The organism is Maribacter taeanensis (assembly GCF_047345145.1).
Lineage (GTDB): Bacteria > Bacteroidota > Bacteroidia > Flavobacteriales > Flavobacteriaceae > Maribacter_C.
In genome coordinates this window covers 395,438-411,651 of record NZ_JBLFER010000001.1, presented here as the reverse complement: position 1 = coordinate 411,651, position 16,214 = coordinate 395,438, and the positions used below count along the sequence as shown (strand labels likewise).

General features: G+C 36.6%; 14 protein-coding genes. 8 read left to right on the top strand and 6 right to left on the bottom strand.

The window, feature by feature from the left end; all coding sequences use genetic code 11:
* Positions 1–27: 27 nt before the first annotated feature.
* Positions 28–2,154, bottom strand: a complete 2,127-nt coding sequence (locus ACKWCD_RS01745; RefSeq protein ID WP_413982200.1) for a S9 family peptidase — start codon at positions 2,152–2,154, stop codon at positions 28–30.
* Between the two features lie 71 nt (positions 2,155–2,225).
* Here ACKWCD_RS01745 and ACKWCD_RS01740 point away from each other — a divergent pair, with 71 nt between their 5' ends.
* Together ACKWCD_RS01740 and ACKWCD_RS01735 are read left to right on the top strand one after the other, a co-directional pair.
* Positions 2,226–2,552: a YbaB/EbfC family nucleoid-associated protein gene (locus ACKWCD_RS01740; protein WP_413982199.1), complete on the top strand. Its 327-nt coding sequence runs from the start codon at positions 2,226–2,228 to the stop codon at positions 2,550–2,552.
* Positions 2,553–2,668: 116 nt separating this feature from the next.
* A complete protein-coding gene (locus tag ACKWCD_RS01735; RefSeq protein WP_413982198.1) occupies positions 2,669–3,121 on the top strand; it encodes a thioredoxin family protein in 453 nt (150 codons plus the stop codon).
* A 70-nt stretch (positions 3,122–3,191) separates the two neighbouring features.
* Here ACKWCD_RS01735 and ACKWCD_RS01730 read toward each other — a convergent pair whose 3' ends face one another.
* On the bottom strand, positions 3,192–4,292 hold the full coding sequence (locus tag ACKWCD_RS01730; RefSeq protein ID WP_413982197.1) for an OmpA family protein: 1,101 nt from the start codon (positions 4,290–4,292) through the stop codon (positions 3,192–3,194).
* Between the two features lie 217 nt (positions 4,293–4,509).
* Between ACKWCD_RS01730 and ACKWCD_RS01725 the strand changes: the two genes are divergently transcribed.
* On the top strand, positions 4,510–4,815 hold the full coding sequence (locus ACKWCD_RS01725; RefSeq protein WP_413982196.1) for a YegP family protein: 306 nt from the start codon (positions 4,510–4,512) through the stop codon (positions 4,813–4,815).
* 12 nt (positions 4,816–4,827) lie between these two features.
* On the opposite strand, the gene ACKWCD_RS01720 is transcribed toward ACKWCD_RS01725, so the two are convergent.
* Both ACKWCD_RS01720 and ACKWCD_RS01715 read right to left on the bottom strand, forming a co-directional pair.
* Entirely contained in the window at positions 4,828–5,850 is a 1,023-nt protein-coding gene (locus ACKWCD_RS01720; protein WP_413982195.1) for a threonine aldolase family protein, read from the bottom strand.
* Between the two features lie 90 nt (positions 5,851–5,940).
* Positions 5,941–8,343: a zinc-dependent metalloprotease gene (locus tag ACKWCD_RS01715; RefSeq protein WP_413982194.1), complete on the bottom strand. Its 2,403-nt coding sequence runs from the start codon at positions 8,341–8,343 to the stop codon at positions 5,941–5,943.
* 94 nt (positions 8,344–8,437) lie between these two features.
* Between ACKWCD_RS01715 and prfB the strand changes: the two genes are divergently transcribed.
* The 4 genes from prfB (at position 8,438) to ACKWCD_RS01695 (ending at position 13,175) form a co-directional block, all read left to right on the top strand.
* A protein-coding gene (prfB, locus tag ACKWCD_RS01710) for a peptide chain release factor 2 (RefSeq protein ID WP_413982193.1) occupies positions 8,438–9,539 on the top strand; the annotation gives its coding sequence in 2 pieces (ribosomal slippage) (positions 8,438–8,503 and positions 8,505–9,539; 1,101 coding nt in all).
* 113 nt (positions 9,540–9,652) lie between these two features.
* Positions 9,653–9,994, top strand: coding sequence for an arsenate reductase (glutaredoxin) (gene arsC / locus ACKWCD_RS01705; RefSeq protein ID WP_413982192.1), 342 nt, complete (start codon positions 9,653–9,655; stop codon positions 9,992–9,994).
* Positions 9,995–10,117: 123 nt separating this feature from the next.
* Positions 10,118–10,654, top strand: a complete 537-nt coding sequence (locus ACKWCD_RS01700) for a hypothetical protein (RefSeq protein WP_413982191.1) — start codon at positions 10,118–10,120, stop codon at positions 10,652–10,654.
* 1 nt (position 10,655) lies between these two features.
* Positions 10,656–13,175, top strand: coding sequence for a TonB-dependent receptor (locus tag ACKWCD_RS01695; protein WP_413982190.1), 2,520 nt, complete (start codon positions 10,656–10,658; stop codon positions 13,173–13,175).
* 121 nt (positions 13,176–13,296) lie between these two features.
* Here the strand turns inward: ACKWCD_RS01695 and ACKWCD_RS01690 are convergent, their stop codons facing one another.
* Complete coding sequence (locus ACKWCD_RS01690; protein WP_413982189.1) at positions 13,297–13,470, bottom strand: hypothetical protein; 174 nt, start codon at positions 13,468–13,470, stop codon at positions 13,297–13,299.
* Positions 13,471–13,616: 146 nt separating this feature from the next.
* Here ACKWCD_RS01690 and fumC point away from each other — a divergent pair, with 146 nt between their 5' ends.
* The gene (fumC, locus tag ACKWCD_RS01685) at positions 13,617–15,014 is read left to right on the top strand and encodes a class II fumarate hydratase (protein WP_413982188.1); all 1,398 of its coding nucleotides are present in this window, start codon (positions 13,617–13,619) and stop codon (positions 15,012–15,014) included.
* A 155-nt stretch (positions 15,015–15,169) separates the two neighbouring features.
* Here the strand turns inward: fumC and ACKWCD_RS01680 are convergent, their stop codons facing one another.
* Positions 15,170–16,057 carry a hypothetical protein gene (locus tag ACKWCD_RS01680; RefSeq protein ID WP_413982187.1) on the bottom strand — a complete coding sequence of 296 codons (888 nt, stop codon included), beginning with the start codon at positions 16,055–16,057 and terminating at the stop codon, positions 15,170–15,172.
* Positions 16,058–16,214 lie beyond the last annotated feature (157 nt).

Genomic DNA, 16,214 nt, shown 5'->3' with positions numbered 1-16,214 from the left:
GGCTACAAAATTAGCATTTTTTTTAAACTAGTCCGTTTTACCTTCTAAATCTAGTAAAAATGCATATTCCTTTGCCACTTCCTTCAAAGATTCGAAACGACCAGAGGCTCCGCCATGACCGGCATCCATATTAATATCAAACAGCAAAATATTATCATCTGTTTTAAGTTCTCGTAACTTGGCTACCCATTTCGCAGGTTCAAAATACTGCACTTGAGAATCATGCAGTCCTGTTGTAACCAACATATTAGGATATGCTTTGGCTTCGACTTGATCATAAGGGGAATAGGACTTCATATAATCGTAAGACTCTTTCTCATTCGGATTTCCCCATTCGTCATATTCGCCGGTTGTAAGAGGAATTGAATCATCTAGCATAGTAGTGATAACGTCAACAAATGGTACTGAAGCCACAATTCCATTATACAATTCCGGCGCCATATTAACAACAGCACCCATTAAGAGACCACCAGCAGAGCCACCCATGGCATATAAATGATCAGCACCTGTATATCCTTCAGAAATTAAGAATTTCGAACAATCGACAAAATCAGTAAATGTGTTTTTCTTTTTTAAGAGTTTACCATCTTCATACCAGGGTCTTCCTAAATATTGACCTCCGCGAATATGAGCTAAGGCATAAACGAATCCTCTATCTAATAAACTTAAACGAACGGTAGAAAAATAGGGATCAATTGTAGCCCCATAAGAACCATATGCATATTGAAGAATTGGAGTATTTGCATCTAACTTCGTATCCTTATGATAAACTATTGACATCGGTACTTTAACTCCATCTCTAGCAGTCGCCCAAATACGTTTCTCTATATAATTCTCTTTGGAGAACTTTCCACCTAAAACTTCTTGCTCCTTTTTGACTTCCTTTTCCTTAGTGCTCATATTGAAATCAATAATGGAACTTGGCGTAGCCATTGAATTGTAGCGATAGCGCAATGTTTCTGTATCAAAATCAGGATTTGTGCTGACATTGGCTGTATAGGTTTCACTATCAAAAGGCAGGTAATAACTATCGGTACCATCCCATCGGACAATCTTCAATTCATTTAATCCATTTTTACGTTCTGAAATCACGTAATAATCTTTAAAAATGTCAATACCTTCTAATAAAACATCTGCTCTGTGAGGAATAAATTCTTTCCAATTTTCTGCAGAAGTATCACCTCCCTCAGATACTTTCATCAATTTAAAATTAGTAGCCTCATCTTTGTTGGTCAATACGTAAAAATCACTTTCATAATGTGCAATTCCGTATTCTAGCCCCCTTGTTCTAGGCGAAAATACCTCGAATTTCCCTTCAGGATTATTTGCTTTCAACGTACGAAACTCTGTTGTTAAAGTACTGTAAGAAGCAATAATGATATATTTCTTTGATTTTGATTTATAAACGTAAGCTCCGAAAGTCTCATCTTCTTCATTGAAAACTAAAGTATCTTCAGTATCTCCAAGTTTATGCTTATATATTTTATCTGATCGCAGGGTTACATCATCTTGCTTGCTGTAAAAAATGGTTTGATTATCATCTGCCCAGACGGAATTTCCAGCTGTATTATCTACCTTATCTGCAAGAATTTCACCGGTTTTTAAGTTTTTAATTTGCAGCGTATATTTTCGTCTAGATACAGTATCTACTGAAAAGGCTGCCAATGTATTATCTGGACTAATTGAGAAACTAGATAGATTAAAGAACTCATGCCCTTCTGCCATTGTATTGCAATCAAAAATGATTTCCTCTTCAGCATCTAAGCTCTCCTTTTTTCTAGAATATATGGGATATTCCTTTCCTATTTCATATCTCGTAATATACCAGTAACCGTTTTGCTTATAGGGCACAGAAGAATCATCTTCCTTAATTCTAGATTTCATTTCTTCAAAAAGTGATGCTTGAAAATCTTTGGTATGCGCCGTCATTTTGGCGTAATAGGCATTTTCGCTTTCAAGATGAGAGATCACTTCTTGATCTTCCCGATCATTCATCCAGTAGTAATTATCCACTCGAACATCATCGTGTTTTACTAGTTCTTTTGCTACTTTTTTTGCAACTGGAGCTTCCGCTTTACTCATATCTTTATTCTGGTTTTGGCACGAAGCCGCAAAAGTAAGACATCCTAAAAGAACAACTTTCAATTTATCCATTTGTATCATAAATATGTGATTATTCGTACAATTTAGTAATTTTGCATAGTATAAATAGTTAAAAGCGAATTATGTTTGGAGATATGATGGGAATGATGGGAAAGCTTAAAGAAACCCAACAAAAGGTTGAGGAGACCAAAAAGCGCCTAGATACAGTAAGTTTGCAAGAAAGCTCTCCAGAAGAGCTTATAAAGGTGCTTATAACCGCTAACCGAGTTATTAAAGAGATTCATATTGATGATAGCCTTCTTTCTGATAAAGAAAAATTGGAGGACTATCTAATTCTAACGATGAATAAAGCCATCGAGAAAGCAACTCAAGTAAATGAATCTGAGCTTGCTGCAGTAGCAAAAGACGGAATGCCTAATATACCAGGAATGGATAATTTTTTTAAGTAACTCAAAGTGTTAAAAGGTATACTAAACTTTGATTTCTTTCCGTTAGCATTAGACGGATTATAAACTAACTCAACAATTTTGGCAAGCTAATTGCTCTATCTCAAAAAAATACAAATATGAAACACCTACTTTTATTTTTGATTTTACCCATTTTTATGTCCGCTCAAGCGGAAATGGAAGTAGTTGCAGATAGCCAATGGCTAACCAATTATGATTCTGCAATTAGTACTGCTGAGAAAAATGACAAAAATGTTCTTGTATATTTTACAGGAAGTGATTGGTGTCCCCCATGTAAAATGTTGAAAAAAGATTTGTTTGAGTCAGCTGAGTTTTTAGCGCTTTCAGATAAATATGTGCTTCTTTATATTGACATTCCAATGAATAAAGATATTTTAACACCAGAGCAATTGGAGCATAATAAGGCTCTTTCTTCAAAATTGAATAAAAAAGGATCCGTACCTCTTCTTAAAATCTTAGACAAGAAAGGAAAAGAATTGGATAAATATTCTGGTTACAGCATGAATGGCGAAACGAGATACCATTTAGACCTTATTAAGAAATATCAATAAGACCACATTATATAAGTAAAAAGGGCTTTCCAGAATTGGAAAGCCCTTTTTGGTTGGTTAATTAATTTGTTTAGTTGTTAATCAATCTAAACTGAGTTCTTCTGTTCGCTGCATGCTCTCTAGCAGTACAAGGAACTCCATCTTTACATCTGTTTAATAACTTTGTCTCACCGTAGCCGTTTGCAACTAAAAGACTTGAGTTAACCCCTTTAGAAATTAAGTAGTCAGCAACTGCTTTTGCTCTTCTTTCGGAAAGATCTTGATTTGAAACATCATTCCCTTGAGAATCAGTATGAGAAGCCAATTCTACCTTCACACCTGGATTTTGAGCTAAAACTGGCATTAATTTCGTATCAATAATAGACTTTGCAGCAGCAGTTAAAGTCGCGCTACCAGAATTCCAATTGATTGGTAATGCTTGATACTCTACCAAAGAGCACTCTACTTCTTTCCAAGTAGTTAAACCACCTTTTTCCTTTAAAACTTCTTTTGTAAAAGATTTAGTTTGAGCTGCTACTGTTTCTTCAGTTGTGTAAGCATCTTTGTCCAAAACAGTTTTAGTAATTGTCTTGTATTCTGCTGGAATAACTTCTTCAACAACTTTAGCCGGCTCTAAAAGAACTCTTTTCGTATATGAAGCATTTTTTGAAGCAATTGGAGTCTTGCTAACAGAAGCATCTCCAGCCAAGGTAGTCGTCTCAATAGTAGTGAATTCAGCAGGGTAACCTTTGTAACACCAGTATCTACAGTCATCTGGATTCCCAGATGCACAATCAGGTGCAGCAGCTCCAAGTTCCCATTGCGCATATGCTGGTCTAGTCTCAATCGTTTCTGATCCTTTTCCGAAGCTTGCTGGAGTAATACGTAACGTATTTCCGCCTTCCTTAGAAACATAAGAAACTGTTTCAGTTCCCCATTTTTCAGGAATAACAGTCAGTTTTTTTCCAGCTGCTTTAACTTCTACTTGTTCCGTAACCGTCTTGTAAGTTGCGGGTACTGTCTTTAAAACTTTGTAAGCTGGTTTTACGGTTAACGTAATTGTTTCGTTAACGTAAACATCAGGGGTGGTACAGCGTACATAACATTTACCTGGCTCCGGATTTGTTGGTAAATCTTGGGCCCATGTGATCGATGCAGTCATTACTGCAAATAAAAATAAAACTTTTTTCATGTTTTGTCAGTGTTTAAATTATTAAAAAAGTTAGCGCTAATGTATGTTTTTTTAACGAATTATTAAGATTTTACCTATTGGAATATGTGCAGTTCATCGAATAAAATGGTAATTTCATATATATAAGTTATTTACTAAGTAAAAAATTGTTATCTAATTTATAGGAATAATAAAAATTTAAGATTTTACTTACCATATTACCACTATAATCAATCAAATGATAGAAATACACAAAAAGAAAGAAAAAACTTACGAATTCATTCTAAAAACAGAAAACGGTAATACCTTACTCAATAGCGTTGGATTTGCGAATAAATCAAAAGCCGAAGAAGCAGTAAAAAATCTAAAAAACCTTAAAACTCCCCTAATTTCTTTTGAAAGAAAGACTAATCACAATGGGGAATTTCTTTTTAGCATAAAAAGTAAATTTGGAGGACTCATCGGCAGTAGTCAACCATATCAATCAGAAGCTGGTATGGAAAATGGAATAAGAAATCTTCGTAACCGAATTAATTCCTTGTAAGACTTAAGTCCATTATAACTTTCTTAGAATTTGCAAGAAATTTTCATGCATTTCCTTTGTGTAGTTCAAATGAGTTACGATACGAAGTTTCCCCTGCCCCATTCCAATAATAAGTATGTTTTTCTTTTTTAGTTCTTCTACAAAAGCTTCGCTACTCATTTTAGTTTCATCAATTTCAAAAATGATAATATTCGTCTCTATAGGCTCTACTTTCTTTATAAAAGAAAGACCTTCCAGAGTATTACCTATTTCTTTGGCTTTTTTATGGTCTTCTGCCAAACGATCCACTTGATTATCCAAGGCATATGTAGCTGCGGCCGCTAAAAATCCTGCCTGACGCATACCGCCACCGAACACTTTTCTAATTCGAAGGGCTTTCTGAATGTCAGCCTTACTCCCAACTAAAACAGATCCTACGGGGCATCCTAAACCTTTACTCAAACAAATACTAATGGTATCGAACAAATTGCCATACTGTTCGGCAGTTTCATTTTTGGCGACTAAGGCATTCCAAAGTCTGGCTCCATCTAAATGATAGGCTAGATCATGTTTATCACAAACAGATTTGATGTGTTTCAACTCTTCAAAATCCCAGCAAGCGCCGCCACCTTTGTTGGTTGTGTTCTCAATACAAACTAATGTTGTCAAGGGGCTGTGATAAAAATCAGGAGGATTGATTGCCGCTTCAACTTGCTCAGCGGTCATCATTCCCCGATGACCATCTACTAATTTACATGACACCCCGCTATTAAAACTTACTCCTCCCCCTTCATAATTATAAACGTGAGCATATTTATCACAAATCAATTGATCTCCAGGATTTGTATGCAATTTGATTGCGGTTTGATTCGTCATTGTGCCCGAGGGAAAGAATAGCGCTGCTTCCTTATTGAACATCTTTGCAACCTTTTCTTCCAAAGCATTTATAGAAGGGTCTGCTTTAAAAACATCATCACCTACTTCCGCAGACATCATTGCGTCTAGCATGCCCGCTGTTGGTTTGGTTACCGTATCACTGATTAGATTTATTTCCATATTAAAATTCAAATTCAAAAATCAAATTCAAATTCAAATACAACTTACTATAGCTTTGAATTTGATTTTTGAGTTTGTGTTTGTGTTTTTTTAGTGAAAACAGTCCATTCCAATAGGTGAACCATCTGGAAGTTTGGGAGCGGGAATTACTTCAAATTTATCGGGATGTGCATAAAAAGCATTTATCCTGCGAACCATTTCCATGGCATTTGCATTTTTTCCAGATGTCAACAGTATAGATTTTAATTCCATCAACTGTTGATTAGCTATCGCGTTTACCTGTGGATGTACGTTTTTATGTGCAGCCAAATTCATCAAGTGAAACAACACTCTGAAATTAATATTTTGTTGTACCTCACGGATATATGGATCTTTGGAATTTAATCCACTAGTCTTTTTAGCCAAAGCATTTAAAACTTCCGACAATCCTAAATTAGATGGGTCAATAGATTTTTGCTGAATCAATCTGCTTGCTCTTTCAGGGTGCAACAACAATCCCAAAGTCATATCAGCAGCAGTTTCAGCAGCAGAAAGTGCATCAAAAGAAACCCCCGTTTTACTATTAATGGATTCTCTTGTTCTTCCATACCCAAAAGCTCTTGGTGGGAATAGATTTAATTTTTGCTTCGGAATAGCTATTATTGAGGCGTCTAAAGTTTTTAGAATAGTTTTTAAAGCTTTTTCCTGCATTGCTTTATCTACTACACGAACTATTTCTTGCCCATCACCTTTTACAGCATAATTATATTCCAGACCGCCAACTACCTTGGTTACGGCTTCCGTTTGATACCTATGGAAAAAATACAATGGCACGAAAACATCCTCCAAAACGGTGTTTGGTTGACCTGACGGAATATTATCCATTGAAAAATTAGAAATTGCAGTCTCTCTTATTTTAAGCATCTCATTTAATTCGGTGCTAACATCCTTACCATTATCCCATAAATGCGCCAATACATGTGCACTCCCTTGCGGTCGTGCATCTTGGTCCGTAATAAATCGTAATCCGTCAGATACGGATTTTTCCAATATTTTGTTCAAGCCTTCTTTTTCATTCGTTCCTGCTGAAAATGTCTCGTAGGAATAGGCTACCGAAACTTTGTCCCAATCTCCAATTCCTACAGCATAAGCATTTGAAAAATCTATTGCGCCATCTTTTAGAGAGAATTGCGGATGCGGATAATCCATCACCGAAGCCTTGTTCGTTGTACTTGCCGCATAATTATGAGCAAAGCCCAAAGTATGACCTATTTCATGTGCTGAAAGTTGGCGAATACGTGCAATTGCCATTTCTAGCATCGGTTGGTGATTGTCATCACGTTCGGCATAAGGTTTATTCATTAATGCCTGAGCAATTAAAAAATCCTGACGAATACGCAGACTTCCCAAACTCACATGGCCTTTCATAATCTCTCCTGTTCTTGGGTCTGTTACACTTGCTCCATAACTCCATCCACGTGTGGAACGATGTACCCATTGAATTACATTATAACGAACATCAAGCGGGTCAGCATCATCTGGCAATATTTTCACCTGAAAGGCATCTTTGTATCCTATTGCCTCGAAAGCCTGATTCCACCATCTCCCCCCTTCCAATAAAGCCGAACGGACGGGTTCTGGCGTTCCATTATCTAGATAATAAATAATAGGTTCCACAGCTTCACTAACCGCAGCAGTTGGGTCTTTTTTCTCCAAACGATGTCTTCGGATAAAACGTTTTAAAATTGGGGATTCAACCGGAGTCGCATAGTCGTAATACATAAAAGGAGAAGCACCTGAACGCGGATCGAATTCACGTTGTTTGTAACCATCATCTGGAAGCTCAATAAAAGAATGATGTTGCGCCACCGTAACCAACTTTGCATTTGGCGTTACCGACCGAATATTTCTTCCTTCGGGATTTCCAGCAAAAGTCAAGGTGATATCAAACTCGATGTTCTTTGGAAAGGCCTTCGTACGATCCAAGGCCATAGCGCTCTTCGTTTTATCTAACTTATACGAACCTTGCTTATTTCTTTTTAATCGGCCAACAACACCATGGGTATCTTGCATTAGGAAATCGGTAATATCTATAGTATATTTTCCATTCTTTTCATCCTCTATTTTGAATCCGTAAAGTATAGATTTCGCAAAGGCCTGTTCTACAGATTTCTTTTCTAGTGCATTGTCTGTTAAAGCTCTAAATCTTAGATTCGGTTGGACTAGCATCAACTTATTTCCTGCTTTTCTAAAAAAAACTACCTGGGTACTTCCTAGTTGCCCTCTATCTAAACCAATATCATTACTTCCGATTCCACTACTTAATGAAGAAACATAAAGAAACTCCTTCTCCAAATCACTAACCTCAAGATAAATCTTATCAGTTTTTTCGTCATATTGAAAATTGAAGAGTCCGTTAAATTTTTGAAAATTTTTACTCTTTTCATCAAATTGAGCAAAAGTAGTAAGTGTGCAGAAAAAGAATAAAAAACCGAGTAAGAAATAGCGTCTCATAATAATTTTAGTCAGAAGTTAGTCAGCCTTAAATTTAGATAAATTTGGTTGCACAACCATAGTTAAACCCTATTTTTGCCGAAAAGGAATTCGAATGACAATTACCACAGACCACTACAAAGGTCTTTTAGATCGCCTCGGTGCGTTAAGGAGGTATCTTTGACGTTGATGCGAAACTCATTGAAATAGAAAACGAGCAAGAAAAAACCTTAGCTTCCGATTTCTGGGACAACCCCCAAGAAGCACAAGCACATATGAAATTCATTCAATCCAAAAAACAATGGGTTGATGATTATAATGCCGCAAAATCTCTCGTTGGAGACCTTGAAATACTTATTGAATTTCAACAAGAAGGTGAAGTTACTGAAGAAGAGGTCAACGCTCAGTACGAAAAAACTCTTGACCATCTTGAAAAACTGGAGTTCAAAAACATGCTTTCTGAAGAGGGTGATGAACTCCCAGCAGTACTACAAATTACTGCAGGTGCAGGCGGAACTGAAAGCTGTGACTGGGCAGCTATGCTTATGCGCATGTACATGATGTGGGCAGAAAAGAACAAATACAAGGTTAAAGAACTCAATTACCAAGAAGGCGATGTAGCAGGAATCAAAACGGTAACCTTAGAAATCAATGGTGATTTTGCATTCGGATGGCTTAAGGGTGAAAACGGAGTACATCGCTTGGTTCGAATTTCTCCTTTCGATAGCAATGCAAAAAGGCACACTTCATTTGTTTCGGTATATGTGTATCCTCTTGTAGATGATAGTATTGAAGTAGATGTGAATCCTGCAGATATTACGATTACCACGGCGCGTTCAAGTGGCGCTGGTGGCCAGAATGTAAATAAGGTAGAAACGAAAGTGCAGTTGGTACACCATCCAACCGGCATACAGATTTCTTGTTCAGACTCCCGAAGTCAACATGATAACAGGGCTACAGCAATGAAGATGTTGAAATCGCAACTGTATGAAATCGAACTTCGAAAGAAAATGGAAGCTCGTCAAGAAATCGAGTCCTCAAAAATGAAAATTGAATGGGGTTCTCAAATTCGAAACTATGTAATGCATCCATATAAATTAGTAAAAGACGTCAGAACTGCTGAAGAAACTGGAAATGTTGATGCGGTTATGGATGGGGATATTGACCGCTTTTTGAAAGCATTTCTAATGGCCATGGGACAGAAGGATGAAGATTGACAAATAGCTAGATGTTAGGTGCTAGGTGCACGATGTGGTAGACAAAAATTGTCTGAAACGCTTCAAACAAGATTAAGAACAACCTGAAACTTGAAATATTAGAAACCAAAATCATGATTAAAATATACCACAACCCAAGATGCGGAAAGTCTCGTGAGGGGTTAAAAATTGTTGAAGAATCGGGAAAGGACTATGAAATAATTAAATATTTAGAGGATATTCCAACTAAAGAAGAACTGCTTTCAATAATCGCCTTGTTAGGAATAAACCCTGAAGATTTGCTCAGAAAAAACGAAGCAATTTGGAAGGACAACTATCGAGGAAGATCACTTTCAGATGATGAGATTTTAAATGCAATGCTGACACATCCAAAATTAATCGAACGACCTATAGTTAGTAATGGTAGGAAAGCTGTGATAGGCAGACCGCCTGAAAACATCAACTCCATTCTATAAATTTTGAATTTGTACTCATTTTCGGATAATTGGTACATTTGTTGCTGTTCTGTTTTTAACAAATATTTAACCTAACTCGGTTAAACCGTAATCTAATTTTGAAATCATATAAAAGTCACTGTTATGAAAACCCATATTAAAAATTTAATCGTTCTATTTATTTTATTATTAGGAGCCTCTGAACTTCAAGCCCAATTTGGAAACAGAGGAGGATACGGATACGGCGGTTATGGCGGTGGCGGATATGGTGGCAGTGGAAGAGGTCTAGGCAGAGGCTATGGTAGTGCTATTCCCCAATCACAAACTCCAGCTGAAGCCCCAAAACCTAAAACTGCTGCAGAAATAGTAGATGGAGAAATGCCAGCGATTGCTGAGACTTTAGGCTTAGATGAATTTGAAAAAGCAGTTTTAAGTACCACTTTAAAAAAATATGTTCAAGAGCGAATTGAGTTACAAATTTTAAAGCTTCCGAGAGATAAAATGAAGGAAGCTTATGAAAAGATTACGATACGCCAAGATGAAGATCTAAAAGCAGGGCTTCCTCTTGAAAAATATGAGGCTTTTGTGAAGATGCAAAAAGATGGTGTCGCTAAGATGCAAAAAGAAATGAAGAAAGAAGAAAAGCGAAAAAAGAAGAAGAAAAAGAAATCTAAAGAATAATATGACGAAACTCCTTACCCTAGTAACTTTCCTTTCAGTATTTTTTATACATGCGCAAAGACCACAAGGTCGAGGAGGACAAAGACCAAATCCAATTATTATATCAGGTATTGTTTTAGATCAAGAAACAAACCAACCTTTAGAATATGCCACCCTAGTATTACAAAGTGTTCGAAACCCTGACCGGGTTACGGGTGGAATTACTGACGTTACCGGTAAATTCTCGGTAGAAACTTTCCCAGGTAAATATAATGTTCGTATTGAATACATCACTTACAAGTCCTATGAGCTTGCTGAACAAGCTTATAGAGAATCTACGGATTTAGGAACCATCAAATTAGCGCTAGATGTTGAACAATTAGAAGCTGTTGAAGTTGTAGGTGAACGCACTACGGTGGAACTCCGATTAGACAAAAAAGTATATAATGTAGGTTCTGATCTTACGGTAAAAGGAGGTTCCGTTACCGATGTTTTGGATAATGTGCCGTCTGTTTCTGTTGATGTAGAAGGAAATATTAGTCTTCGGGGCAATGAAAGTGTTCGTATTCTTATCAATGGAAAACCTTCTGCCCTCTCCGGATTGAGTCCTGAGGCGCTCCAGCAACTACCTGCCGAAGCTATTGAAAAAGTTGAAGTTATTACGAATCCTTCAGCAAGATATGACGCTGAAGGCACGGCCGGTATTTTGAATATTATTTTAAAACAAAGTAAAACAGCTGGTCTTAATGGTTCAGTCACTGTTAATGTTGGAACTCCAACAAGCTATGGCGCTAATGTGAGCCTCAACTTAAGAAGAGACAAATTCAATATCTTCACAAATACCTCTTACCGCTATCGAAAAGGACCAGGAAATGCGTTATTCGAACAAGAAAATTTTAATTCTGATGGAAGTACCGCAAGCTTTCAAGATGAAGTAAGAAAAACTCAAAGACAGCGCGGAGGATTCAATACCAATATTGGTTTTGAGTTTTTTATAGATTCAACAAGTAGTATTACAAATTCAATTGTTTACCGAAAATCTGATGGCAATAATACCACTGATATAGACTTTGAAAATTTTGATACAAATCGCGTTCCCACAATCCAAAGAAACCGATTTACCAATGAAGCGGAAGATGAACAAGATATTCAATACTCCGTAAACTATCAGAAAAAATTCAATGATGACGGGCATGAACTTAAAATAGATTATCAGTATTCAACAGGAAATGAGCTTGAAAATTCAATAATCAATGAAATCGTATTGAATGATAATTCAAATCTTCCCACAGAACAAACTATTAACGACGAAACTCAAAAAAATCAATTGCTTCAGATGGATTATGTGCTTCCTTTCGGAAAGGACAACACATCGCAATTTGAACTAGGCTATCGCGGTACTTTCAACAATTTCAATACAGATTTTGATTTCGGAATTCTTGAAAATGACATTCTAGATAGTGACCCAAACTTTAGTAATGAATTGAACTATAAAGAATATGTAAATGCTGCTTATGCGCAGCTCGGAAGCAAGTTTGGCAAGTTTAATGTTTTAGGTGGGCTTCGCGTTGAAGCCTCAGATATTGGCATAGAATTGGTTGACACCAATGAGATTACCAATAAGAAATATACAAACTGGTTTCCTTCTATTTTCTTAGGATATGAATTTTCTGAAACCGAACAAATTACAGTTAGCTATAGCAAAAGACTTCGCAGACCTCGATCTCGTTTTATAAATCCGTTTCCGTCGCGCTCAAGTAATACCAATTTATTTCAGGGTAATCCAAATCTAGACCCTACGTATACCGATGCCTATGATTTAGGATATATTAAAAGATGGGATAAATTATCATTAAATGGCTCTCTCTATTTTAATAGATCTACTGGGGTATTCCAATTTATTACACAAGAAACTGGAGATTTTGTAACTATTGATAATCCTAATGATTCATCAAATCCGGTGGTAGTTCCCGTACAGGCTAGAACACCTATTAATTTAGCGACCGATAGCAGATATGGTGGAGAACTAACCACCACATACACTCCTAAAAAAGGGTGGCGTTTGACTTGGAATCTAAATATGTTTCAACAGGAGCTGCGTGGTGATTATACCTATACAAACTTTCAAAATGAGACAATTACTCAAAATTTTGATGCAAATAACCTAGGATGGTTCTCAAGGGCAAGCGCAAAAATACCTTTACCAGGAAAAATAGATTTTCAAGGAAATTTCTTCTACTTCGGCCCACGAAGAAATGCACAATCAAAAAGCAAAGGAATTTCTACAATTAGCTTAGCATTTAGTAAAGATGTAATAAAAGACAAGGCGACACTCTCTTTGAATATTAGTGATTTATTGAACTCAAGAAAACGTAGAAGCGAAACCAGAACAGATAATGTATTTACATATAGTGAGTTTCAATGGCGGCAAAGACAGATTAACCTATCTTTCCTGTATCGATTTAATCAGAAGAAGAATCAGCGACAGAGAGGCGGCCAACGAGGAGGAGGCGATGATGGGGACTTTGAAGAACAAGGATAAATTCAGTTGGCAGTTGGCAAAATTACTGATTGCTGATTGCTGATTACTGATTACTGATTACTGATTACTGATTACTGAAAATTAAAAAGCCGTTTGAAGATTCAAACGGCTTTTTAATTTTTTATGCATTACGCGCTGCTCTTTTCTTGTCGCGCTTTTCTTTTAAGAGTTCTCTGATGTTTCCGATCAACCAATACGGCACTACAAAAGTCAATAAGAAAATCATTAACCAAAATCCTATAGTAAGAATGGTCAAGAAAGCTAAAAACCCTAAATATTGATCGAATTCGAACATGAATGTCTGTTTTATTACTGCAAAGATACTTTGAAAAGGATAAATACTGCAAATCAAAGTCAAAAAAAATATTGATTTATTTTATTCCCGAAAGGAAATAAAACTTCAAACCGCTAACTTTGTACCAAAGAAAAAATCACCGCGACATGAGTTTTAGAATAGAAAAAGATACGATGGGCAAAGTTGAAGTCCCATCTGACAAATATTGGGGAGCACAAACTGAGCGTTCACGAAATAACTTTAAAATAGGACCTGCTGCTTCCATGCCATTGGATGTAGTTTACGGCTTTGCCTATTTGAAAAAGGCGGCTGCTTACACGAATTGTGAATTAGGCATCTTATCCGAAGAAAAACGCAATATGATTGCTGCGGTTTGTGAGGAGATTTTAGACGGAAAACTTGACGATCAGTTCCCTTTGGTGATTTGGCAAACTGGGTCAGGTACTCAGAGTAATATGAATGTTAATGAAGTAATTGCTAACCGAGCCCATGAAATGGCAGGAAAAGTAATCGGAGAAGGCGAAAAAACCATTCAACCTAATGATGATGTCAATAAGTCGCAGTCTTCAAACGATACATTCCCAACGGGAATGCATGTTGCTGCCTACAAGAAAATTGTAGAAACTACTATTCCAGGAGTTACTCAACTTAGAGACACGCTCTTTAAAAAATCCGAAGAATTCAAAGACGTTGTTAAAATAGGTCGCACCCATTTAATGGATGCCACTCCCCTAACCTTAGGTCAGGAATTTTCTGGTTACGTATCGCAACTGGACCATGGCTTAAAAGCTTTAAAAAATACCCTAGACCACCTAAGCGAACTAGCGCTCGGCGGCACAGCGGTGGGTACCGGATTAAACACCCCAAAAGGATATGATGTTATAGTAGCTAAATATATAGCTGAGTTTACAGGACTACCGTTTAAAACAGCAGATAACAAATTTGAAGCTTTGGCAGCACATGATGCTATTGTAGAAAGTCATGGTGCTCTAAAACAATTGGCAGTATCATTGAACAAGATTGCTAATGACATTCGAATGATGGCTTCGGGACCACGTTCAGGAATTGGCGAGATCATCATTCCAGCCAATGAACCTGGAAGTTCTATCATGCCTGGAAAAGTGAATCCAACACAATGCGAAGCATTAACGATGGTTTGCGCACAAGTAATGGGTAATGATGTAGCTGTGAGCGTCGGAGGTACCCAAGGGCACTATGAATTAAATGTATTCAAACCAATGATGGCTGCCAATATCTTACAATCAGCCGAATTGATTGGCGATGCTTGTGTTAGTTTTGATGTGAATTGCGCAGCAGGTATAGAGCCTAATCGCGAAGTAATTAAAGAGCTTCTGAATAACTCTTTAATGCTCGTTACCGCTTTAAATACTAAAATCGGTTATTACAAAGCTGCCGAAATTGCTAATACTGCGCATAAAAATGGAACTACTCTAAAAACTGAGGCCGTTAATTTAGGTTATGTTACTGCAGAGGAATATGATGCTTGGGTAAAACCTGAAGATATGGTTGGGAGTTTGAAGTAAAACCGAGATTTACCCCAACCTTAAAAGAGAAAAATCTTTACCCTTAGTAAAATACACCCATTAGCGTTAGGGCAACCAACTCTCAAATTGAAGCATAAAAAAAGGGTCAATCGTTAAAGATTGACCCCTTTTTATTAATGGATAGTGTGTGTATCTTACTTCAATGTGAACTTAGAAGTTCCTAATAACTTTAATCTGTCATCATAAACGTTCACCATATAATTTCCTTTTTGGAAATCTCCAGCTGGCTTACTGATATAATCACAAACATCTAAAGCTTTATTCTCATAGTAGAAGTTTGTTCCTTTGCTATATGTTACTGAAGCCCCAGCATCGTTAGTTTTAGAATAGCTCTCACCTAAAACATTACCTTGAGGATCAAGTACTTCTAAGAAAAATTCTCTATCACCAGCTCCTGCAATTACATTATTTGCCACTGTAAAACAGATTTTAAATTTATCTGTAGATCTTGCTCTTGACGTAGAAACTAATTTTCCACTGTTACGTTCTTTTACTGCATCAACATTAAATGTTGTTAAGTTCAAAGCAGAACCTTTTTCAACAACGTCAGCCAATTGCGTATTTTGAACAACTAAAGAATCGTTAAAAACAGTTTGCTTTTCTAACTCTGTATACGTAGAGTCACGTTGCATAGCAATCAAAGTATTTGATGTTTTCAAAGAATCAACCTGCTTTAATAATTGCTCTCTCTCAGCTTTCAAAACACTAACTTGTCTTCTATATCTTGACAAAGAAGAAATATCAGCCTTCATAGCTTTTACAGAATCGATATACTTTGCAATATTATCTCTTGCAGAAACTAACTCTTCGTTAGTAGCGTTGCTCTCTAAAATCGCTTTATCATATTCAGATTTTAAGCTATTTAGATCTTCAACAACCAATTCTTTTTCTGTTGTTAAAACAGCTTCGTTCTTTTTCTTCTCTTGATAAAGACTAACTGTATAGATGATAACACCTAATAGTACTACGCCAAGCAAGCCAGCTAATACCTTTAATCCGTTGTTACTTTTTGTTTCAGTCATAATGTAAAAATTAATTACTCTCGTTAAATAGTGAATAAGTATTTGTTTGTATCAGTCTATATACGGCTGGATTTTCAGTTTAGATTTTTTGCTCTAAAAAAATTAAATCGATCAAGTGTACAATCGGTTGAAAGCCCTAACTTTATCGATGAAATAC

Coding starts and splice junctions, on each gene's coding strand:
- ACKWCD_RS01735 (WP_413982198.1), top strand. CDS start 2,669: ATGAAACACCTACTTTTATTTTTGATTTTACCCATTTTTATGTCCGCT.
- arsC (WP_413982192.1), top strand. CDS start 9,653: ATGATTAAAATATACCACAACCCAAGATGCGGAAAGTCTCGTGAGGGG.
- fumC (WP_413982188.1), top strand. CDS start 13,617: ATGAGTTTTAGAATAGAAAAAGATACGATGGGCAAAGTTGAAGTCCCA.
- ACKWCD_RS01725 (WP_413982196.1), top strand. CDS start 4,510: ATGATAGAAATACACAAAAAGAAAGAAAAAACTTACGAATTCATTCTA.
- ACKWCD_RS01740 (WP_413982199.1), top strand. CDS start 2,226: ATGTTTGGAGATATGATGGGAATGATGGGAAAGCTTAAAGAAACCCAA.
- ACKWCD_RS01730 (WP_413982197.1), bottom strand. CDS start 4,292: ATGAAAAAAGTTTTATTTTTATTTGCAGTAATGACTGCATCGATCACA.
- ACKWCD_RS01695 (WP_413982190.1), top strand. CDS start 10,656: ATGACGAAACTCCTTACCCTAGTAACTTTCCTTTCAGTATTTTTTATA.
- ACKWCD_RS01715 (WP_413982194.1), bottom strand. CDS start 8,343: ATGAGACGCTATTTCTTACTCGGTTTTTTATTCTTTTTCTGCACACTT.
- ACKWCD_RS01700 (WP_413982191.1), top strand. CDS start 10,118: ATGAAAACCCATATTAAAAATTTAATCGTTCTATTTATTTTATTATTA.
- ACKWCD_RS01690 (WP_413982189.1), bottom strand. CDS start 13,470: ATGTTCGAATTCGATCAATATTTAGGGTTTTTAGCTTTCTTGACCATT.
- ACKWCD_RS01720 (WP_413982195.1), bottom strand. CDS start 5,850: ATGGAAATAAATCTAATCAGTGATACGGTAACCAAACCAACAGCGGGC.
- ACKWCD_RS01745 (WP_413982200.1), bottom strand. CDS start 2,154: ATGGATAAATTGAAAGTTGTTCTTTTAGGATGTCTTACTTTTGCGGCT.
- ACKWCD_RS01680 (WP_413982187.1), bottom strand. CDS start 16,057: ATGACTGAAACAAAAAGTAACAACGGATTAAAGGTATTAGCTGGCTTG.